The organism is Escherichia sp. KTE172 (genome assembly GCF_000408845.1).
Lineage (GTDB): Bacteria > Pseudomonadota > Gammaproteobacteria > Enterobacterales > Enterobacteriaceae > Escherichia > Escherichia coli.
Genome location: NZ_KE137316.1, coordinates 1,581,831 through 1,602,084, shown reverse-complemented (window position 1 = coordinate 1,602,084; position 20,254 = coordinate 1,581,831). Strand labels below are relative to the sequence as shown.

Here is a 20,254-nt window from a genome sequence, read left to right as displayed (position 1 = left end):
CATCTGGCGTGGCCTGGGAGCCAGTGCCGGATGCGATGCTGGCGCATCTTATGGATTAGCAGCTTTCTTACGCGGTTTACGCGTTTTTGTTACGGCGCTAACTTCACTAATCACCACACCATCACCAAGTCGAGTGGTCAACGTATCGCCCGCTTTCACCTGCTTCACCTGCTTTAACACCGCGCCATCTGCGGCGCTGGTGACGCTATAACCACGCGCCAGCGTCGAAAGCGGGCTAACTGCTTCCAGGTGCGTTACTGCATTACCAAACCGTTCTCGCGTTGCGCTCAGTTGCGCGCGCAACGTTTCTGCCAGGCGATATTCCAGTTGTTGAATTCGCGTCTGTGCGCGGTGAATACGCGGCTGCGGATTTTGCTGGTTTAGCCTCTGTGTTAATCGCTGCTGCTGTTGCCCGGCACGCTTAAGCTGATTTTCCAGCGCAAAGCTCATCCGCTTTTGCAGGCGCTCAAGCATGGTTTGCTGGCGTGCCAGCCAGAGCTGTGGATGCTGCTGCTGTAAGCGATGATGGATCTGCGTAAAACGACGCGTGCGGTTGGCGAGATAATAATCCATTGCCATTTCGAGGCGCTGCTGCGCAGACTGCACCTGACGCAGTAACTCCTGTTGATTGCGGCTCACTACTTCAGCGGCGGCAGACGGCGTTGGCGCACGCAAATCAGCAACAAAATCGGCAATCGTCACATCGGTTTCATGCCCGACGGCACTTACTACCGGAATGCGGCTGGCAAAAATCGCCCGCGCTACGCGTTCGTCGTTAAAACTCCACAAATCTTCCAGCGAACCGCCGCCGCGCCCGACGATTAACACGTCGCACTCGTTTCGCTGATTCGCCAGCTCAATGGCGCGAACAATTTGCCCTGGCGCGTCATCGCCCTGAACGGCGGTGGGGTAGATGATCACCGGCAGAGAAGGATCGCGACGTTTTAACACATGCAAAATATCATGTAGCGCAGCACCGGTTTTTGAGGTGATCACACCGACGCAATGCGCAGGGGAGGGAAGTGGTTTTTTGTATTGCTGATCGAACAGACCTTCTGCCTGCAATTTCGCTTTAAGCTGTTCGTATTTTTGTTGCAGCAACCCTTCACCGGCAGGCTGCATACTTTCGACGATAATCTGGTAGTCACCGCGCGGCTCGTAGAGCGTAATATTGGCGCGGACTAAAACCTGTTGCCCATGCTGTGGGCGGAAGGTGACCCGTCGATTGCTGTTGCGGAACATCGCGCAGCGCACCTGGGCGGTATCGTCTTTGAGTGTAAAGTACCAGTGACCGGAAGCCGGTTGTGTGAAATTAGAGATTTCGCCGCTGATCCAAACCTGTCCCATCTCATGCTCAAGCAGCAGACGAACCGTTTGATTCAGGCGACTAACGGTAAAAATTGCAGGGGATTGAGAAGGTAACATGTGAGCGAGATCAAATTCTAAATCAGCAGGTTATTCAGTCGATAGTAACCCGCCCTCCGGGGATAGCAAGCATTTTTTGCAAAAAGGGGTAGATGCAATCGGTTACGCTCTGTATAATGCCGCGGCAATATTTATTAACCACTCTGGTCGAGATATTGCCCATGCTACGTATCGCTAAAGAAGCTCTGACGTTTGACGACGTTCTCCTCGTTCCTGCTCATTCTACCGTTCTGCCGAATACTGCTGACCTCAGCACCCAGCTGACGAAAACTATTCGTCTGAATATCCCTATGCTTTCCGCAGCAATGGATACCGTAACGGAAGCGCGCCTGGCTATTGCTCTGGCTCAGGAAGGCGGTATCGGCTTTATCCACAAAAATATGTCCATTGAACGCCAGGCGGAAGAAGTTCGCCGTGTGAAAAAACACGAATCTGGCGTGGTGACTGACCCGCAGACTGTTCTGCCAACCACGACGCTGCGCGAAGTGAAAGAACTGACCGAGCGTAACGGCTTTGCGGGCTACCCGGTCGTTACCGAAGAAAACGAACTGGTGGGTATTATCACCGGTCGTGACGTACGTTTTGTTACCGACCTGAGCCAGCCGGTTAGCGTTTACATGACGCCGAAAGAACGTCTGGTCACCGTGCGTGAAGGTGAAGCCCGTGAAGTTGTGCTGGCAAAAATGCACGAAAAACGCGTTGAAAAAGCGCTGGTGGTTGATGACGAATTCCACCTGATCGGCATGATCACCGTGAAAGACTTCCAGAAAGCGGAACGTAAACCGAACGCCTGTAAAGACGAGCAAGGCCGTCTGCGTGTTGGTGCAGCGGTTGGCGCGGGTGCGGGTAACGAAGAGCGTGTTGACGCGCTGGTTGCCGCAGGCGTTGACGTTCTGCTGATCGACTCCTCTCACGGTCACTCAGAAGGTGTACTGCAACGTATCCGTGAAACCCGTGCTAAATATCCGGATCTGCAAATCATCGGCGGCAACGTGGCAACAGCTGCAGGTGCACGCGCTCTGGCAGAAGCTGGTTGCAGTGCGGTTAAAGTCGGCATTGGCCCTGGCTCTATCTGTACGACTCGTATCGTGACTGGCGTAGGTGTTCCGCAGATCACCGCCGTTGCTGACGCCGTAGAAGCCCTGGAAGGCACCGGTATTCCGGTTATCGCTGACGGTGGTATCCGTTTCTCAGGCGATATCGCCAAAGCTATCGCCGCAGGTGCAAGCGCGGTAATGGTGGGTTCCATGCTGGCGGGTACTGAAGAATCTCCGGGTGAAATCGAACTCTACCAGGGCCGTTCTTACAAATCTTACCGTGGGATGGGCTCTCTGGGTGCGATGTCCAAAGGTTCTTCTGACCGTTACTTCCAGAGTGACAACGCTGCCGACAAACTGGTGCCGGAAGGTATCGAAGGTCGCGTGGCCTATAAAGGTCGCCTGAAAGAGATCATTCACCAGCAGATGGGCGGCCTGCGCTCCTGTATGGGCCTGACCGGCTGTGGTACTATCGACGAACTGCGTACTAAAGCGGAGTTTGTACGTATCAGCGGTGCGGGCATTCAGGAAAGCCACGTTCACGACGTGACCATTACTAAAGAGTCCCCGAACTACCGTCTGGGCTCCTGATTCTCTTCGCCCGACTTCATGTCGGGCGATTTATATTATCTGTTTCACTTGCCTCGGAATAAGCGTCAATGACGGAAAACATTCATAAGCATCGCATCCTCATTCTGGACTTCGGTTCTCAGTACACTCAACTGGTTGCGCGCCGCGTGCGTGAACTGGGTGTTTACTGCGAACTGTGGGCGTGGGATGTGACAGAAGCACAAATTCGTGACTTCAACCCAAGCGGCATTATTCTTTCCGGCGGCCCGGAAAGCACCACCGAAGAAAACAGCCCGCGCGCGCCGCAGTATGTCTTTGAAGCAGGCGTACCGGTATTCGGCGTTTGCTATGGCATGCAGACCATGGCAATGCAGTTGGGCGGTCACGTTGAAGCCTCTAACGAACGTGAATTTGGCTACGCGCAGGTTGAAGTCGTAAACGACAGCGCACTGGTTCGCGGTATCGAAGATGCGCTGACCGCAGACGGTAAACCGCTGCTCGATGTCTGGATGAGCCACGGCGATAAAGTTACCGCTATCCCGTCCGACTTCGTCACCGTAGCCAGCACCGAAAGCTGCCCGTTTGCCATTATGGCTAACGAAGAAAAACGCTTCTATGGCGTACAGTTCCACCCGGAAGTGACTCACACCCGCCAGGGTATGCGCATGCTGGAGCGTTTTGTGCGTGATATCTGCCAGTGTGAAGCCCTGTGGACGCCAGCGAAAATTATCGACGACGCCGTAGCTCGCATCCGCGAGCAGGTAGGCGACGATAAAGTCATCCTCGGCCTCTCTGGTGGTGTGGATTCCTCCGTAACCGCAATGCTGCTGCACCGCGCTATCGGTAAAAACCTGACTTGCGTATTCGTCGACAACGGCCTGCTGCGTCTCAACGAAGCAGAGCAGGTTCTGGATATGTTTGGCGATCACTTTGGTCTGAACATTGTTCACGTTCCGGCAGAAGCTCGCTTCCTGTCAGCGTTGGCCGGCGAAAACGATCCGGAAGCAAAACGTAAAATCATCGGGCGCGTTTTCGTTGAAGTATTCGATGAAGAAGCACTGAAACTGGAAGACGTGAAGTGGCTGGCGCAGGGCACTATCTACCCTGACGTTATTGAATCTGCCGCATCTGCAACCGGTAAAGCACACGTCATCAAATCTCACCACAACGTGGGCGGCCTGCCGAAAGAGATGAAGATGGGGCTGGTTGAACCGCTGAAAGAGCTGTTCAAAGACGAAGTGCGTAAGATTGGTCTGGAGCTGGGCCTGCCGTACGACATGCTGTACCGTCACCCGTTCCCGGGACCAGGCCTCGGCGTTCGTGTACTGGGCGAAGTGAAGAAAGAGTACTGCGACCTGCTGCGCCGTGCTGACGCCATCTTTATTGAAGAACTGCGTAAAGCGGACCTGTACGACAAAGTCAGCCAGGCGTTCACCGTCTTCCTGCCGGTACGTTCCGTTGGTGTAATGGGCGATGGTCGTAAGTATGACTGGGTTGTTTCTCTGCGTGCTGTCGAAACCATCGACTTTATGACCGCACACTGGGCGCACCTGCCGTATGACTTCCTCGGTCGCGTTTCCAACCGCATTATCAATGAAGTGAACGGTATTTCCCGCGTGGTGTATGACATCAGCGGCAAGCCACCAGCGACTATTGAGTGGGAATGATTTGACCCTGCACTATGAATGAACAAAACCCTCTGTTACTACAGAGGGTTTTTTGTGCACAGAAAACCCCCAGCTAGGCTGGGGGTTCCGGAAAGCTTTCAGCTTTGAGCCAGTTATTAAAACCCCTTTTGATTTGTTAAAACACCTTGCGGTCTGGCAACTGCAAGTGTCAAACAAGAAATCAAAAGGGGGTCCCAATGGGGAACGAAAAGAGCTTAGCGCACACCCGATGGAACTGTAAATATCACATAGTTTTTGCGCCAAAATACCGAAGACAGGTGTTCTACAGAGAGAAGCGTAGAGCAATAGGCAGTATTTTGAGAAAGCTGTGTGAGTGGAAAAGCGTACGGATTCTGGAAGCTGAATGCTGTGCAGATCATATCCATATGCTTGTGGAGATCCCGCCTAAAATGAGCGTATCCGGGTTTATGGGATATCTGAAAGGGAAAAGCAGTCTGATGCTTTACGAGCAGTTTGGTGATTTGAAATTCAAATACAGGAACAGGGAGTTCTGGTGCAGAGGGTACTACGTCGATACAGTGGGTAAGAACACGGCGAAGATACAGGATTACATAAAGCACCAGCTTGAAGAGGATAAAATGGGAGAGCAGTTATCGATTCCCTATCCGGGCAGCCCGTTTACGGGCCGTAAGTAACGAAGTTGGATGCAAATGTCAGATCGTGTGCGCCTGTTAGGGCGCGGCTGGTAAGAGAGCCTTATAGGCGCATTTGAAAAACCTCCGGCTATGCCGGAGGATATTTATTATACTCACGAATCATAGGCTTGAAGTTACTGACATCGCTTAGTTAAACCAGCTGTCCGATTTGTTCTCTTCTGCTTTGCCCACGCTTTTCATCAGATCGCGACCGCCCTCAGTCATATTCCTGTTTGCGTCAGCTTCAGATTGCACCACATCGGTTTGCGCAGCTTTGTGCTTCAGTTCCTGATCGATAAATTCGTTTTCGCGCTTAACGCGGGCTTCTTCTTTCGCCAGCGCCAGTTTTTGTTTCTGAATCTCTAAGCTGCGTAGCTCATCTTCATAACTTTGATCGCGTTTTTTGTCCGCAGTGGCTTCGGCATCCAGTTTATCCTGACGAGCTTTCTTATTTGCCGCTGCCGTTGCCGCTCTTTTGTTAGCGGCGGCCTGGGCGTTTGCGCGACGTTGCTTCTCTTGCTGGATTTCCCTGTTGCGCTCCGCGATCCATTCGTCATGCTGCCTTTGCTCTTCATTTTTACCTTGCTGTTCCGCTTCTGCGACAGCAGAGAGTTGATCCTGCAATGATGAGGCGATAGCCGGATAGCTTAAGGAGGCTAAGATGGCGCAAAGAAAAACTTTCTTCATGACTCCTCCTGATCATTAGCTCTTTTCAGGACATTTCGTATTTGGCTGAATACGCGTTTCGTTATACGTCGTGGTAATAACAACGGCTAAACCTGTCGTAAACTGGCACTCTTTACCCACCTGGGTGGAGGTATACACTTTGGTGCCTTCCTTATACGTTAAAGAAACACCTTCCACTAAGGTTTTATCATTCACCATAGAACCCGCTGCCGCGCCAACAGCTCCGCCGCCAACTGCACCTGCCGTCGTTCCGGAATTGCTGCCAGACCCGACGTTGTGGCCAATAACACCGCCAGCGACTGCACCAATAAGCGCGCCGAAGGCTTGTGCGTTTCGTTTATTTTGGGAGTTGTCTACGGCAACTTTTGCGGGAAGAATGGAAATAATATTAACGGTTTTAGTTTCTTGTTTGGTATTCAGTTGATCGGTTTGATAAACATCGGCGGCATGATCATCAGCATTTGACTGGCATCCTGCCAGAGTGAATGACGCTAACGTTGCCACAGGCAGAAGACATTTTTTAAATTTCATCACTATTCCTTGTTATACACATTACGAAAAATAAGACATTTAAGATCATCAAAAGAGGAAAGTAAATGTATTGCGTATAAAGGAATAGATTAAATTTATTAAAATTCATGTGGGAAATAATTTATAAAAATACATCATTAAAATATATGTATTAATTTTATATTTATTTCGCAGCCAAACAGGAAAAACATCAGTCAGGACAAAGACGTAAAATTTAAGATGAAAGAATATCTGCCGCTTTGATAATCCCAAAGAGCAAAAGCATCCGACAGCGAGGTGCCGTTATGTTCTGTGAAAGTGGAGAAGGTAACCGCTAACGTTGTACCGGTGATTCGACGGAGAGTGTGGATTGCTGAGCTTCTTTTTTGCTCTGATGGTGCTGCCATGCACCGACGGACGAGTAGATAAAACGGCCAAAGAAGAAGATAAAGCTGATGAGCAGTACGATACGGGTCATGCGACTGTTAAATCGGTGTCGTTTTCGCATACTGGTTGCCTGACTCACAAAAGGTTCCTTGAAGTATGTCCCACGCTGTGGACGGTACTTACATTAAGGCACAACAGGACAAAATGGTCAATTCTTCGTTATGTAAAAAAGCGTCAGTGGATACATATTTTAATGTTATGGAAGTTAATTTAATTATTTACAATGATGATGTAATAATGATGAATTAACATGATAAACGTAATAATTCATTAATCAGGGTTATTTTGTTTGATATATATCAATTGGAACTTTCATATGACACTTAGAATCAATGCTCTCTATAGTGATGAATAATCATCATTCGAAGTCAGGTGGGATGCCTGTCTGAATACACCTCCTTCAGGATGTGGGGGATTCTGCTGAGCATCTATGAAACTGAATGCAACTTATATAAAAATACGTGATAAATGGTGGGGGCTTCCGCTGTTCCTGCCTTCTTTAATCTTGCCCATTTTCGCCCACATTAATACTTTCGCGCATATTTCTTCCGGTGAGGTTTTTCTCTTTTATCTGCCTCTGGCTCTGATGATCAGCATGATGATGTTTTTCAGCTGGGCGGCATTGCCAGGGATCGCCTTAGGGATTTTTGTCCGCAAATATGCAGAGCTGGGTTTTTACGAAACGCTCTCATTAACGGCTAATTTTATTATCATTATCATTCTCTGTTGGGGCGGTTACAGGGTCTTTACTCCCCGGCGTAACAACGTTTCACATGGTGATACACGTTTAATTTCCCAGCGTATATTCTGGCAGATTGTGTTTCCTGCAACGCTGTTTCTGATACTTTTCCAGTTTGCTGCGTTTGTAGGATTACTGGCGAGCAGAGAAAATCTGGTCGGCGTCATGCCTTTTAACCTCGGGACCTTAATCAATTATCAGGCCTTACTGGTGGGCAATCTGATTGGTGTCCCGCTGTGCTACTTCATCATTCGTGTAGTGCGAAATCCGTTTTATTTACGTAGTTATTATTCGCAATTAAAACAGCAGGTTGATGTCAAAGTCACCAAAAAAGAGTTCGCACTCTGGCTACTGGCATTAGGTGCTTTACTGCTGCTGTTATGCATGCCGTTAAATGAAAAAAGCACAATTTTTAGCACCAACTATACCTTGTCATTATTGCTGCCCCTGATGATGTGGGGAGCGATGCGCTATGGTTATAAGCTGATTTCGCTGCTCTGGGCGGTCGTGTTGATGATCAGCATCCACAGCTATCAAAATTACATTCCCATTTATCCTGGCTATACCACGCAGCTGACCATAACCTCCTCCAGTTATCTGGTATTCTCTTTTATTGTCAATTATATGGCTGTACTGGCAACCCGTCAGAGAGCGGTAGTCAGACGCATTCAGCGGCTTGCGTATGTGGACCCGGTGGTTCATCTGCCAAATGTTCGCGCCCTGAATCGCGCGTTGCGTGATGCCCCCTGGTCTGCGCTTTGTTATTTACGCATCCCTGGCATGGAAATGCTGGTTAAGAACTATGGCATCATGCTGCGGATTCAATACAAGCAAAAACTTTCTCACTGGCTGTCACCCTTGCTGGAACCGGGTGAGGATGTTTATCAGCTTTCGGGTAACGATCTCGCGCTGCGACTGAATACAGAATCGCACCAGGAGCGCATTACCGAACTGGATAGCCATCTCAAGCAATTTCGTTTCTTTTGGGATGGAATGCCGATGCAACCGCAGATTGGCGTCAGTTACTGCTATGTGCGCTCGCCAGTGAATCATATCTACCTGCTGCTGGGAGAGCTAAATACGGTCGCCGAGCTTTCCATCGTGACCAACGCCCCGGAAAATATGCAGCGTCGCGGGGCAATGTATTTGCAACGCGAATTGAAAGATAAAGTCGCGATGATGAATCGGCTACAGCAGGCGCTGGAACACAACCATTTTTTCCTGATGGCCCAGCTGATTACCGGTATGCGTGGCGATGTCTACCATGAAATTCTTCTGCGCATGAAAGGTGAGAATGATGAACTGATCAGCCCCGACAGCTTCTTGCCGGTCGCGCACGAATTTGGTTTATCGTCGAGTATCGACATGTGGGTCATTGAGCATACGCTGCAATTTATGGCTGAAAACAGAGCGAAGATGCCCGCTCACCGTTTTGCGATTAATCTGTCGCCAACCTCGGTATGTCAGGCTCGTTTTCCCGTTGAAGTCAGTCAGCTGCTGGCTAAATATCAAATTGAAGCGTGGCAACTTATTTTTGAAGTCACCGAAAGTAATGCTCTGACCAATGTTAAGCAGGCGCAAATCACCTTGCAGCATCTTCAGGAATTAGGCTGCCAGATTGCGATTGATGATTTCGGCACCGGCTACGCCAGCTATGCGCGGCTTAAAAATGTGAATGCCGATTTGCTTAAAATTGACGGCAGTTTTATCCGCAATATTGTGTCAAATAGTCTGGATTATCAGATAGTGGCGTCGATTTGCCACCTGGCGCGAATGAAGAAAATGCGGGTAGTGGCAGAGTACGTTGAAAACGAAGAGATCCGCGAGGCGGTGCTCTCTTTGGGGATCGATTATATGCAGGGTTATCTTATTGGTAAGCCGCAACCGTTAATTGATACGCTGAATGAAATCGAACCCATTCGCGAAAGTGCCTGAATAATGCAGGCCGACATTTCTTGTCGGCCTGCAAAGCATTAAGCGGCGATTTCTGGTGTACTTTCTTCTTCAATTTTCAACCGCCAGCCAGCCACGCCTTCCCAGTATTCTTGCTCCTTTTCCAGATCAAGCAGTACCAGCGCATTCTGACTAAACCAGTCATGCGGAAAACGCAGTGTCCAGTGACTGTCATCGGTAATCAGCGTCAATGTTGGCGGTGTGGTGGTTGCCTGACGTTGATTATTGAGTAATACGCCAAGGCGCAATAGCTGAATCAGTGGCAGGAACTGTTTCTTCTTAAACAAGGTAAAGCGCGGCAGATCGTCGAGCTTAATCGCTTTACGGTGATAGCGCACCAGCGTCGCCATCATCAACTGCTGTTCCTGATTAAAACCCGGCAAGTCGCTGTTTTGCAGAATATAAGCGGAGTGGCGATGCAAACCGCTGTGGTTGATATTCAACCCGACCTCATGCAGCATGGCGGCCCATCGCAGTAGCGCCTCCAGTTGCGGATGCGCCAGCTTCGGTTGCTGTTCCCGCCACTGTTCGTACATTTGCATAGTGGTATCCAGCACCCGTCGGGCCTGTTCGCTGTCGATGTGATACTGGTTGGCGAGGCTGCTGGCGGTGCGACTACGCACATCCTGATGACGGAAACGTCCTTCCATTTCATACAGTACGCCTTCGCGTAACGCCCCGTCAGAAAGGCGCAGTTCACGGATGGCTAAAGCATCAAACACACCGCATAAAATCGCCAGTCCAGGAACGAAGACTGTTTTCCGCTCTTCAGAAAGACCCGGTAAACTCAGCGATGCGAAATTACGGTGACGTAAAACTTCTTTTACCAGTTTTTCCAGACGTTCCGGGGTAATTATCCCGTCTTTCTCGCCCATTTCCATTAACACTTCATGGGCGGCTTTTATGGTACCGGAAGCGCCCATTGCCACGTTCCAGCCCTGAATACGGAATTGCCAGGTTAAAGTTTCCAGTTTTTGTGCTGCCGCCATACGAGCGCGCTGAAAATTCTCTTTATTGATGACCCCGCCAGGGAAGTAAAGCTGGGCAAAGCTGACACAACCCATCCGGCGGCTTTCAACGAGAATCGGTTCGAAATTTTCCCCAATCACCAGTTCTGTAGAACCGCCGCCAATATCAATAACCAGTTTGCGACCTTTCTCCGGTTGGGTATGTTCCACGCCCATAAAAATCAGACGGGCTTCTTCATTACCGGAAATAATTTCAATCGGGTAGGGAATGACCTTTTCCGCGCGTTTCAGAAAGTCAGTGGCGTTCAGCGCCTGACGCAGCGTATGGGTGCCGACTATACAGACGCTGGCAGGAGAAAAACCTTGTAGCCGTTCGGCAAACAGCGACAGACAGTTCAAACCGCGCGTCATTGCCTCTTCACTCAACATATTATCTGGCCCCAGGCCGTCCGCCAGATGCACCCGCTGTTTCAGGCGGCCAATAATCTGCATGGCACCATCTACCACACGGGCTATGACCATGTGAAAACTGTTTGAACCAAGATCGACCGCAGCAAACTCCTGCGGACGAGGGGATTTATCGTGTATTGGCATAGGGTTATTCAGGTTGTTCGAGTGATTTGATGTAGTCGTAAATCGCCAACTGCGCCCGTACTTTGCGGCGATTGCCGCGGGGAACGTAGCGATTACTGAGTTCTTTATCGATATAACGTGCTTTGACCGTATCGCTGAACAATATGTCGATGATGTCCAGCACCCGCTGCTTCAGGCGCGGATCGAGCAGCGGTGTCGCCACTTCAATACGATAATCAATATTGCGCGTCATCCAGTCGGCGGAAGAAAGGTAGACCTTTTTATCGCCGCCATTTTCAAAAATATAAACCCGGTCATGTTCAAGGTAACGGTCAACAATACTGATGGCACGAATGTTGTCGCTAATGCCTTCCAGATTGGGGATCAGCGAACACATGCCGCGAACCAGCAGATTAACCGGTACGCCGGAGCTGGAGGCCGCATACAGACGATCAACCAGGCCTTTATCGACAAGGTTATTTAGCTTCAGGGTGATACCGCTGGGCAGCCCTTGCTGCGCGTTGGCGATTTCGCGGTCCACCATTTCATACAACAGGCGGCGGGAGTTTTGCGGCGACACCATTAAATAATCAAATGTCACCGGACGGTATGGGTTTTCAATAAAGTTGAACACCCGCCGTACTTCGTTGGTGATGCGCGCATCAGCGGTCAGCAACGAATAATCAGTATAAAGACGCGCGGTTTTTTCGTTAAAATTTCCGGTCCCGATGTGTGCGTAACGCACCACTTCACCGTTTTCTTTACGTGAAATCAGGAACAGTTTGGCGTGAATTTTCAGCCCCGGCGCAGAGAAGATAACGTGCACGCCTGCTTCGGTCAGGCGCTTCGCCCAGTGAATGTTGGCTTCTTCGTCAAAACGCGCCTGTAACTCAACCACCACGGTGACTTTCTTACCGTTGTGTGCGGCGTGGATCATCGAGTCGATGATGCGTGAATCTTTCGCCACGCGGTAAATGTTAATTTTAATCGCCAGTACGCTCGGGTCGAACGAAGCCTGACGCAGCAGTTCCAGCACATGCTCAAAGGTGTGATAAGGATAATAGAGCAACACATCGCGTTCGCGAATGGCATCAAAACCATTGCGGAACTGGGCTTTATCAAACCAAATATGGCGTAAACGCGGCAGTGGTTTGTTCACCAGATTGGCTTTGCCGACATTGGGGAAATTAATAAAGTCTTTAAAATTATGATAACGACCACCAGGGACGATGGAGTCGTAGCGGGAAATAGTCAGTTTTTCGCGTAACACTTCAACCAGCGCATTGGGCATATCGCGCTGATAAACAAAACGCACCGGCTCAGCAGTTAAACGCTGCTTGAGACTGGAAGACATCAACTCCATCAGGCTGGCTTCCATCTCATGCACTAAATCGTATTCGGCATCGCGGGTCATCTTCATTGAATAGGCATTCAGCGCGTCATAATCAAAGAAGCCTTTGAAAATATCATCAAGGCAATAACGCAGAATGTTATCCAGAAGAATCATCGGCTTGCGTCGACGCGGCGCTTCTGGCGGTAAATTCACAAAGCGTGGCACTTTATCTGATGGGATCTCCAGCAGCGCGTAACGGATGGTATCGCCACGGATAATTTCCACCGCAAGATAGGTGTAATCATCTTTCAGGAACTGCACTAAGTCTGTGTCAGGATTGATTAAAATCGGCGTAATGTGCTGACGCAGATACTGCTTAAAATAATGACGCAGCCAGTTTTGTTGATTGACGGAGAGTTGGCGTTCATTAATCAGGAAGATCTGGTTGCGCGCCATCTCCAGCAACAGCTCGTTGTAGAGGCCGTCGAATTCCTGATCGGCTTTCAGCACCCGGGACTGAATTTTGCCCAGTAAATGGCGGGAATGAGAGTTGGAACCTTGTTCTTCGCTAATAATGATGCGTCGCTTCAGTTCAGCGAAGCGGACTTTATAGAACTCATCAAGGTTATTGGAATAGATCCCCAGGAAACGCATCCTTTCAATCAGCGGGTTAGATTTGTCCGCCGCTTCCTGAAGCACGCGTTCATTGAACGATAACCAACTGAGCTCTTTTTCGATGTATAGCTTTTCCTGACCCATTACCACTTTTACTCCGTTTTATTCACGGGACACTGCCTGGATATTATGGCGAGCAATATTGGCAGATGTCCAACTATGCCAGAAAAGGGGGAAAAAAACTGCTGGAGCTTGCGATTTACAGGTGAATTGAAAAACGCCAGCGGCAGAGCTGGCGCTTTAACTACGGGGGCATTACTCGTCGGCAGCGTAGCCCTGCGGCGGCAGACGTTGACCATCCAGCCACGCGGCGTTTTCGTGCATTTTCAGACGACCATCGGCAAACCAGCTAATCACCAGTGGATAAATAGCGTGTTCCTGGGTTTGCACGCGGGCGGTGATATCATCTTCCGTATCACCAGCAAATACCGGGACTTTCGCCTGTAAAATAACCGGGCCACCGTCCAGTTCATCGGTGACGAAATGCACCGATGTACCGTGCTCTTCATCGCCATTTTCCAGCGCCTGACGATGGGTGTGTAATCCGGGATATTTCGGCAGCAGAGAAGGGTGAATGTTCAGCAAACGCCCGGCATAGTGGGAGACAAACGCCGGGCTGAGAATGCGCATAAAACCAGCCAGCACGACCACATCGGGTGCGTACATGTCGATTTCATGAATCAACTCCCGGTCATAGGCTTCACGACTGTCAAACGCGCTGGCGATGAGCGTATGCGTTGCAATACCCGCCTGGCGGGCGCGTTCAAGGCCGAACGCGTCGGCCTTATTGCTGAAAACTGCCCGTACGGTGCCTTTAATTTTATTGGTTTTGCAGGCGTCAATAATTGCCTGCAAATTACTTCCGTTGCCGGAAATAAGCACCACAATATTCATTATTCGATAACCACGCGTTGTTCGGAATCAGAGGCTTTGATGATACCGATTTTCCACGCGTTTTCACCGTTGGCATTGAGCAGGGCGAGGGCTTTGTCCACTTCCGGAGCAGGCAGGGCAATAATCATCCCGACGCCGCAGTTGAAGGTGCGATACATTTCATGGCGCTCAACGTTACCTGCCGTTTGCAGCCAGTTGAACACTTCCGGCCACTGCCAGGATGATTCATCAATCACTGCCTGAGTATTATCTGGCAATACGCGCGGAATGTTTTCCCAGAAGCCGCCGCCGGTCAGGTGCGCAATAGCATGCACATCGACCTTTTCAATCAACTCCAGCACGGACTTCACGTAAATGCGGGTTGGTGCCAGCAGATGATCGGCTAATGGCTTACCATCAAGTTCGGTGGTTTGCGGATCACAACCGCTGACTTCAAGAATTTTGCGCACCAGCGAATAGCCGTTCGAGTGCGGACCGCTGGAGCCGAGTGCAATCAGCACATCGCCATCGCTGACTTTAGAGCCGTCGATGATTTCTGATTTTTCTACCACGCCAACGCAGAAACCAGCGACATCGTAATCTTCACCGTGATACATCCCCGGCATTTCTGCCGTTTCGCCACCCACCAGTGAACAGCCCGATTGCAGACAACCTTCCGCAATGCCGCTGATCACCGCTGACGCGGTATCAACATCCAGTTTTCCGGTTGCGTAATAGTCGAGGAAAAACAGCGGTTCCGCACCTTGCACCACCAGGTCATTAACGCACATGGCGACCAGATCAATACCAATGGTGTCGTGACGTTTTAAGTCCATCGCCAGACGCAGCTTGGTACCTACGCCGTCAGTGCCGGAAACCAGCACGGGTTCACGATATTTTTGCGGCAATGCACACAGCGCACCGAAGCCGCCCAGACCGCCCATCACTTCCGGACGACGCGTTTTCTTCACTACGCCTTTGATTCTTCCAACCAGAGCATTACCCGCGTCAATATCAACACCGGCATCTTTGTAGCTAAGAGAGGTTTTATCGGTCACTGCTTGGGTCCCCACGCGTTACTTGCGGTAGAAAAATAAAATTCGGCGCAATTCTAACAGGGAAAGCAAACGTTTGCGAGACTGCTTTACACAACCTTTTTGCACGTCTTTTCCCCAGGCGCGCGGCGAAAGAATACTTGTACCAGGGCAAAGGATCGTTTTCGGATGGAATAATCTTCTTCCATAACCATTTGAATACAAAATAACTTTATCTCAAACCGTTATCATTTTGACTAAAGTCAACGAAAATAATATTGCCGGCTTGAAGAAAGGAGGTATAATCCGTCGATTTTTTTTGTGGCTGCCCCTCAAAGGAGAAAGAGTATGAAGATCGTGGAAGTCAAACACCCACTCGTCAAACACAAGCTGGGACTGATGCGTGAGCAAGATATCAGCACCAAGCGCTTTCGCGAACTCGCTTCCGAAGTGGGTAGCCTGCTGACTTACGAAGCGACCGCCGACCTCGAAACGGAAAAAGTAACTATCGAAGGCTGGAACGGCCCGGTAGAAATCGACCAGATCAAAGGTAAGAAAATTACCGTTGTGCCAATTCTGCGTGCGGGTCTGGGGATGATGGACGGTGTGCTGGAAAACGTTCCGAGCGCGCGCATCAGCGTCGTCGGTATGTACCGTAATGAAGAAACGCTGGAGCCGGTACCGTACTTCCAGAAACTGGTTTCTAACATCGATGAGCGTATGGCGCTGATCGTTGACCCAATGCTGGCAACCGGTGGTTCCGTTATCGCGACCATCGACCTGCTGAAAAAAGCGGGCTGCAGCAGCATCAAAGTTCTGGTGCTGGTAGCTGCACCAGAAGGTATCGCAGCGCTGGAAAAAGCGCACCCGGACGTCGAACTGTATACTGCATCAATTGACCAGGGACTGAACGAGCACGGATACATTATTCCGGGCCTCGGCGATGCCGGTGACAAAATCTTTGGTACGAAATAAAGAATAAAAATAATTAAAGCCGACTTTAAGAGTCGGCTTTTTTTTGAGTAAAGCGCCTATAACACATAATACAGAGGATAATACTATGACGCGCCGTGCTATCGGGGTGAGTGAAAGACCGCCACTTTTACAGACAATCCCGCTTAGTTTGCAACATTTGTTCGCCATGTTTGGTGCAACCGTCCTGGTGCCCGTCTTATTTCATATTAACCCGGCGACTGTACTGTTATTTAACGGTATAGGAACGCTGCTGTATCTCTTCATCTGTAAAGGGAAAATCCCGGCTTATCTTGGTTCCAGCTTTGCCTTTATTTCACCGGTATTGTTACTGTTGCCGTTAGGGTATGAAGTCGCGCTGGGCGGCTTTATTATGTGCGGCGTGCTGTTCTGCCTGGTTTCTTTTATCGTGAAGAAAGCGGGGACCGGCTGGCTGGACGTGCTGTTTCCACCTGCGGCAATGGGCGCAATCGTTGCCGTCATCGGTCTGGAGCTGGCGGGCGTAGCTGCCGGTATGGCAGGTTTACTCCCGGCTGAAGGGCAAACGCCAGACTCCAAAACCATCATCATCTCCATTACCACCCTGGCAGTCACGGTTTTAGGTTCCGTGCTGTTTCGTGGTTTCCTGGCAATTATCCCGATTTTAATTGGCGTGCTGGTGGGTTACGCGCTCTCTTTCGCAATGGGAATTGTCGATACCACGCCGATTATTAATGCTCACTGGTTTGCGCTGCCAACCCTCTATACGCCGCGCTTCGAGTGGTTTGCCATTCTGACTATTCTGCCAGCGGCGTTAGTGGTTATTGCCGAACACGTAGGGCACCTGGTGGTAACGGCTAATATCGTCAAAAAAGATCTGCTGCGCGATCCAGGTCTGCACCGTTCGATGTTTGCTAACGGCTTGTCGACCGTGATCTCCGGCTTCTTTGGCTCCACGCCAAACACCACCTACGGGGAAAACATTGGCGTGATGGCGATCACCCGTGTTTACAGTACCTGGGTTATCGGCGGGGCGGCGATTTTCGCTATCCTGCTTTCCTGCGTCGGTAAACTGGCTGCTGCTATCCAGATGATCCCATTGCCGGTGATGGGCGGCGTTTCGCTGCTGCTTTATGGTGTCATCGGTGCTTCCGGTATTCGTGTTTTGATCGAATCGAAAGTGGATTACAACAAAGCACAGAACCTGATCCTGACTTCCGTGATTTTGATCATCGGTGTCAGTGGCGCGAAGGTAAACATCGGCGCGGCGGAGCTGAAAGGTATGGCGCTGGCGACCATCGTCGGTATCGGCTTAAGTTTGATCTTCAAAATGATTAGTGTGCTGCGCCCTGAAGAAGTGGTGCTGGACGCAGAAGACGCGGATATAACAGACAAATAATGTACCGACCGGGCAGTGTTGCTGCCCGGTTCAAACATCATGGGATTCTGTGGTAAACTTCTCGCGATTTTGTGAAATCCTGGTTGAGGTATCTCTGAACACACCGGCACAGCTCTCTTTGCCACTTTATCTTCCTGACGACGAAACCTTTGCAAGTTTCTGGCCGGGGGATAACTCCTCTTTACTGGCCGCGCTGCAAAACGTGCTGCGTCAGGAACATAGCGGTTACATCTATCTCTGGGCACGCGAAGGCGCGGGGCGCAGCCATCTGCTGCACGCGGCTTGCGCGGAATTGTCGCAGCGTGGCGATGCGGTGGGCTATGTCCCGCTGGATAAACGCACCTGGTTTGTTCCGGAAGTGCTCGACGGTATGGAGCATTTGTCGCTGGTCTGTATCGACAACATTGAGTGTATTGCAGGCGATGAGTTGTGGGAGATGGCGATTTTCGATCTCTACAATCGAATTCTGGAATCGGGCAAAACACGGTTGTTAATCACCGGCGATCGTCCACCGCGGCAGTTGAATCTTGGATTACCGGATCTCGCGTCGCGTCTCGACTGGGGGCAGATCTACAAATTGCAGCCACTTTCTGATGAAGATAAGTTGCAGGCGCTACAGTTACGCGCGCGTTTGCGTGGTTTTGAACTGCCGGAAGATGTGGGGCGTTTCTTGCTGAAGCGGCTCGACAGAGAAATGCGCACGTTATTTATGACGTTGGATCAGTTGGATCGTGCGTCGATTACCGCGCAACGTAAGCTGACCATTCCGTTTGTGAAAGAAATTCTGAAACTGTAGACAAGACGTTTATTGTCGGAAATGCACCCATAGTATTCGTCGGCCGGATAAGACGCGGCAAGCGTCGCATCCGGCAATGTGCTTCAACTAGCGATGGAGCACTTCTTAACCCACGATTTCCAGCACCTGCTCCGGTGGACGACCAATTCGCGCTTTGCCATTCGCGACCACAATCGGGCGCTCCATTAGCTTCGGATTATCCACCATTGCCTGAATCAGCGCCTCTTCGCTAAGTGAACTGTCAGCCAGGTTCAGTTCTTTATAAAGATCCTCTTTCTGGCGCATCAATTCACGGGCGCTATTCATCCCCAGCATTTTCAGCAAATCGCGCAGCGTTGCCGCATCGGCGGGTGTCTCAAGGTAGAGCACCACTTCTGGCTCCACGCCGTTTTCTTTCAGCAGGTTCAGCGTTTCCCGGCTCTTTGAACAGCGTGGGTTATGGTAGATTTTTACCTGTTTGGTCATTGTTCTTCCTTTAATGCGAATTACATCTTGGTATAAGGCTTAAAGCGTTCCTGCAGCTGGCGCAATTGGTCGATGCGCGCATCGTAACGCGCTTGTTGCAGGCTGCCTAATTTCACCTGCGAACTGGCGCTACTCAACAAGGAAATGGCCTGATCGAGTCGCCCGGCGAGCGCATAACCTTCTGCTCGCGCAGCCAGTTCCTGATCGCGGTTATTTAGCGCCGCCTCCGCCTGTGCCAGTAAATCCCAGCCATTGCTGTCATCTTTATTGTTAAAAGTGTAGCGATTCAGAATATTGGCCGCTTCTTGTGGTTGACCGCCTTGCAGATAAGCGTTCGCCAGGTTGAGCTGCAACACCGGATTGGTGCGCAAATCACGGGCATTTTTCAGGCGATTGATTGCCTCATTGGCTTTGTTTTGCCCAAGATCGATATCGGTAGCCAGATCGAGATACCATGCGTTGCCAGGTTCTGCCGCCAGTAACGGTTGCAGCGTTTTACGCGCCTCGTCGTATTTATTGGCTTCCATCGCCTGTAAAGCACGACCATATTGTGCTGCTCGTTGCTGACGAACGTTTCCTTTCGCCCATTCATCCAGCAAATCACTGGTGAGCTGATTACGTCCGGAATTATACATCCCCAGTGTGCGCGCTTTCGCCAGATAGAAATCCTCCGACGACTGCACCACCATCGGACGCATCTGATTAGCACGGTTGCGGGCATCTGCCAGACGACTTTCCGGCAACGGGTGAGTCAATAAAATTTCCGGCGGACGCGAGGAGTAACGCGCCTGATCGAGCAATTTTTCGAGGAAGGTCGGCATCGCCTGCGGATCGAATCCCGAGCGTTGCAGCACCTGAATACCAATGCGGTCCGCTTCCTGTTCATTTTGCTGGGTGAAACTGATCATCCCCTGGCGCGTTCCCGCCAGTGTACCGGTCAGCGCCGCCATCCCCGCCTGCGGACTGGCCATCGCCAGTAAAATAGAACCTAACGCGCCGACCCAGGTCAGCGGCGCGCTGCGTTGTTGATCTTCCATCGCTCGCGCCAGGTGACGTTGGGTGACGTGGGAGATTTCGTGCGCCATAACTGAAGCCAGTTGACTTTCGTTATCGGAATAACGGAACAGGGCAGAGTGCAGCACCACGTTGCCGCCAAAGAAAGCAAAGGCGTTAATTTCGTCGTTGTTGATCAGAAAAAAATGAAACGGTGTCTTAACCGAATTGGCATGCGAAACCAGACGCATCCCCAGCGAATTAATATATTGCGTTAACAGCGGGTCATTAATTAACGGCGCGCTGCCGCGTAGCTGGCGGACATAATAGTCGCCCATCTGCATTTCCTGACCAATGGAAAGCGTGCTTCCTGCGGAGGTTCCCATATCCGGCAAGGTGTCTGCGCTGTCGGCAAACGCCGGGGCTACCTGACCAATGGTCATGGCAGCAATGAGGGTTGCAACCAGGTTTTTTTTCAACTGCCTGAACATAACCTCTATCCT

The 20,254-nt window shown here is 50.6% G+C and carries 18 protein-coding genes; 8 read left to right on the top strand and 10 right to left on the bottom strand.

Going from position 1 to position 20,254, the window contains the following annotated elements; all coding sequences use genetic code 11:
• Positions 1-48: 48 nt before the first annotated feature.
• Positions 49-1,425, bottom strand: coding sequence for an exodeoxyribonuclease VII large subunit (gene xseA / locus G434_RS16005; protein WP_000937919.1), 1,377 nt, complete (start codon positions 1,423-1,425; stop codon positions 49-51).
• A gap of 161 nt (positions 1,426-1,586) precedes the next feature.
• Here xseA and guaB point away from each other — a divergent pair, with 161 nt between their 5' ends.
• The 3 genes from guaB to tnpA all read left to right on the top strand — a co-directional run bounded on the left by guaB (position 1,587) and on the right by tnpA (position 5,355).
• Positions 1,587-3,053: an IMP dehydrogenase gene (gene guaB, locus G434_RS16010; protein WP_001296289.1), complete on the top strand. Its 1,467-nt coding sequence runs from the start codon at positions 1,587-1,589 to the stop codon at positions 3,051-3,053.
• A gap of 68 nt (positions 3,054-3,121) precedes the next feature.
• Positions 3,122-4,699: a glutamine-hydrolyzing GMP synthase gene (guaA, locus tag G434_RS16015; protein ID WP_000138279.1), complete on the top strand. Its 1,578-nt coding sequence runs from the start codon at positions 3,122-3,124 to the stop codon at positions 4,697-4,699.
• A 197-nt stretch (positions 4,700-4,896) separates the two neighbouring features.
• Positions 4,897-5,355: an IS200/IS605-like element IS200C family transposase gene (gene tnpA, locus G434_RS16020; RefSeq protein WP_000526135.1), complete on the top strand. Its 459-nt coding sequence runs from the start codon at positions 4,897-4,899 to the stop codon at positions 5,353-5,355.
• A gap of 147 nt (positions 5,356-5,502) precedes the next feature.
• Here tnpA and G434_RS16025 read toward each other — a convergent pair whose 3' ends face one another.
• From G434_RS16025 to G434_RS16035, 3 genes are all read right to left on the bottom strand, one after another.
• On the bottom strand, positions 5,503-6,042 hold the full coding sequence (locus G434_RS16025; protein ID WP_000755164.1) for a DUF5384 family protein: 540 nt from the start codon (positions 6,040-6,042) through the stop codon (positions 5,503-5,505).
• A gap of 15 nt (positions 6,043-6,057) precedes the next feature.
• A complete protein-coding gene (locus G434_RS16030; RefSeq protein WP_012602838.1) occupies positions 6,058-6,576 on the bottom strand; it encodes an outer membrane lipoprotein in 519 nt (172 codons plus the stop codon).
• Positions 6,577-6,886: 310 nt separating this feature from the next.
• Positions 6,887-7,078: a YfgG family protein gene (locus G434_RS16035; protein ID WP_000076001.1), complete on the bottom strand. Its 192-nt coding sequence runs from the start codon at positions 7,076-7,078 to the stop codon at positions 6,887-6,889.
• A 17-nt stretch (positions 7,079-7,095) separates the two neighbouring features.
• On the opposite strand from G434_RS16035, the gene G434_RS30305 reads away from it, so the two are divergent.
• Positions 7,096-7,248 carry a hypothetical protein gene (locus tag G434_RS30305; RefSeq protein WP_000017552.1) on the top strand — a complete coding sequence of 51 codons (153 nt, stop codon included), beginning with the start codon at positions 7,096-7,098 and terminating at the stop codon, positions 7,246-7,248.
• A gap of 181 nt (positions 7,249-7,429) precedes the next feature.
• On the top strand, positions 7,430-9,673 hold the full coding sequence (pdeF, locus tag G434_RS16045; protein WP_000772738.1) for a cyclic-guanylate-specific phosphodiesterase PdeF: 2,244 nt from the start codon (positions 7,430-7,432) through the stop codon (positions 9,671-9,673).
• Positions 9,674-9,711: 38 nt separating this feature from the next.
• On the opposite strand, the gene ppx is transcribed toward pdeF, so the two are convergent.
• From ppx to purM, 4 genes are all read right to left on the bottom strand, one after another.
• The gene (ppx, locus tag G434_RS16050) at positions 9,712-11,253 is read right to left on the bottom strand and encodes an exopolyphosphatase (protein ID WP_001121363.1); all 1,542 of its coding nucleotides are present in this window, start codon (positions 11,251-11,253) and stop codon (positions 9,712-9,714) included.
• A 4-nt stretch (positions 11,254-11,257) separates the two neighbouring features.
• Complete coding sequence (ppk1, locus tag G434_RS16055) at positions 11,258-13,324, bottom strand: polyphosphate kinase 1 (RefSeq protein WP_000529576.1); 2,067 nt, start codon at positions 13,322-13,324, stop codon at positions 11,258-11,260.
• A gap of 171 nt (positions 13,325-13,495) precedes the next feature.
• Entirely contained in the window at positions 13,496-14,134 is a 639-nt protein-coding gene (gene purN / locus G434_RS16060; protein WP_001028614.1) for a phosphoribosylglycinamide formyltransferase, read from the bottom strand.
• A complete protein-coding gene (purM, locus tag G434_RS16065) occupies positions 14,134-15,171 on the bottom strand; it encodes a phosphoribosylformylglycinamidine cyclo-ligase (protein WP_001295474.1) in 1,038 nt (345 codons plus the stop codon). Before purM ends, purN begins: the two co-directional genes overlap by 1 nt.
• A gap of 324 nt (positions 15,172-15,495) precedes the next feature.
• Between purM and upp the strand changes: the two genes are divergently transcribed.
• From upp to G434_RS16080, 3 genes are all read left to right on the top strand, one after another.
• Complete coding sequence (gene upp, locus G434_RS16070; protein ID WP_001295473.1) at positions 15,496-16,122, top strand: uracil phosphoribosyltransferase; 627 nt, start codon at positions 15,496-15,498, stop codon at positions 16,120-16,122.
• Between the two features lie 85 nt (positions 16,123-16,207).
• Positions 16,208-17,497 carry a uracil permease gene (gene uraA, locus G434_RS16075; RefSeq protein WP_001309646.1) on the top strand — a complete coding sequence of 430 codons (1,290 nt, stop codon included), beginning with the start codon at positions 16,208-16,210 and terminating at the stop codon, positions 17,495-17,497.
• Positions 17,498-17,591: 94 nt separating this feature from the next.
• On the top strand, positions 17,592-18,293 hold the full coding sequence (locus G434_RS16080; protein ID WP_001307333.1) for a DnaA inactivator Hda: 702 nt from the start codon (positions 17,592-17,594) through the stop codon (positions 18,291-18,293).
• Positions 18,294-18,398: 105 nt separating this feature from the next.
• Here the strand turns inward: G434_RS16080 and arsC are convergent, their stop codons facing one another.
• Positions 18,399-18,758: an arsenate reductase (glutaredoxin) gene (gene arsC, locus G434_RS16085; protein ID WP_000166449.1), complete on the bottom strand. Its 360-nt coding sequence runs from the start codon at positions 18,756-18,758 to the stop codon at positions 18,399-18,401.
• A gap of 20 nt (positions 18,759-18,778) precedes the next feature.
• On the bottom strand, positions 18,779-20,242 hold the full coding sequence (gene bepA / locus G434_RS16090) for a beta-barrel assembly-enhancing protease (RefSeq protein ID WP_000489667.1): 1,464 nt from the start codon (positions 20,240-20,242) through the stop codon (positions 18,779-18,781).
• Positions 20,243-20,254: the final 12 nt, after the last annotated feature.

Bases quoted from the DNA above. Each gene is read 5' to 3' on its own strand.
- xseA (WP_000937919.1), bottom strand. From the start codon at position 1,425: ATGTTACCTTCTCAATCCCCTGCAATTTTTACCGTTAGTCGCCTGAAT.
- guaB (WP_001296289.1), top strand. From the start codon at position 1,587: ATGCTACGTATCGCTAAAGAAGCTCTGACGTTTGACGACGTTCTCCTC.
- guaA (WP_000138279.1), top strand. From the start codon at position 3,122: ATGACGGAAAACATTCATAAGCATCGCATCCTCATTCTGGACTTCGGT.
- tnpA (WP_000526135.1), top strand. From the start codon at position 4,897: ATGGGGAACGAAAAGAGCTTAGCGCACACCCGATGGAACTGTAAATAT.
- G434_RS16025 (WP_000755164.1), bottom strand. From the start codon at position 6,042: ATGAAGAAAGTTTTTCTTTGCGCCATCTTAGCCTCCTTAAGCTATCCG.
- G434_RS30305 (WP_000017552.1), top strand. From the start codon at position 7,096: ATGTCCCACGCTGTGGACGGTACTTACATTAAGGCACAACAGGACAAA.
- pdeF (WP_000772738.1), top strand. From the start codon at position 7,430: ATGAAACTGAATGCAACTTATATAAAAATACGTGATAAATGGTGGGGG.
- ppx (WP_001121363.1), bottom strand. From the start codon at position 11,253: ATGCCAATACACGATAAATCCCCTCGTCCGCAGGAGTTTGCTGCGGTC.
- ppk1 (WP_000529576.1), bottom strand. From the start codon at position 13,324: ATGGGTCAGGAAAAGCTATACATCGAAAAAGAGCTCAGTTGGTTATCG.
- purN (WP_001028614.1), bottom strand. From the start codon at position 14,134: ATGAATATTGTGGTGCTTATTTCCGGCAACGGAAGTAATTTGCAGGCA.
- upp (WP_001295473.1), top strand. From the start codon at position 15,496: ATGAAGATCGTGGAAGTCAAACACCCACTCGTCAAACACAAGCTGGGA.
- uraA (WP_001309646.1), top strand. From the start codon at position 16,208: ATGACGCGCCGTGCTATCGGGGTGAGTGAAAGACCGCCACTTTTACAG.
- arsC (WP_000166449.1), bottom strand. From the start codon at position 18,758: ATGACCAAACAGGTAAAAATCTACCATAACCCACGCTGTTCAAAGAGC.
- bepA (WP_000489667.1), bottom strand. From the start codon at position 20,242: ATGTTCAGGCAGTTGAAAAAAAACCTGGTTGCAACCCTCATTGCTGCC.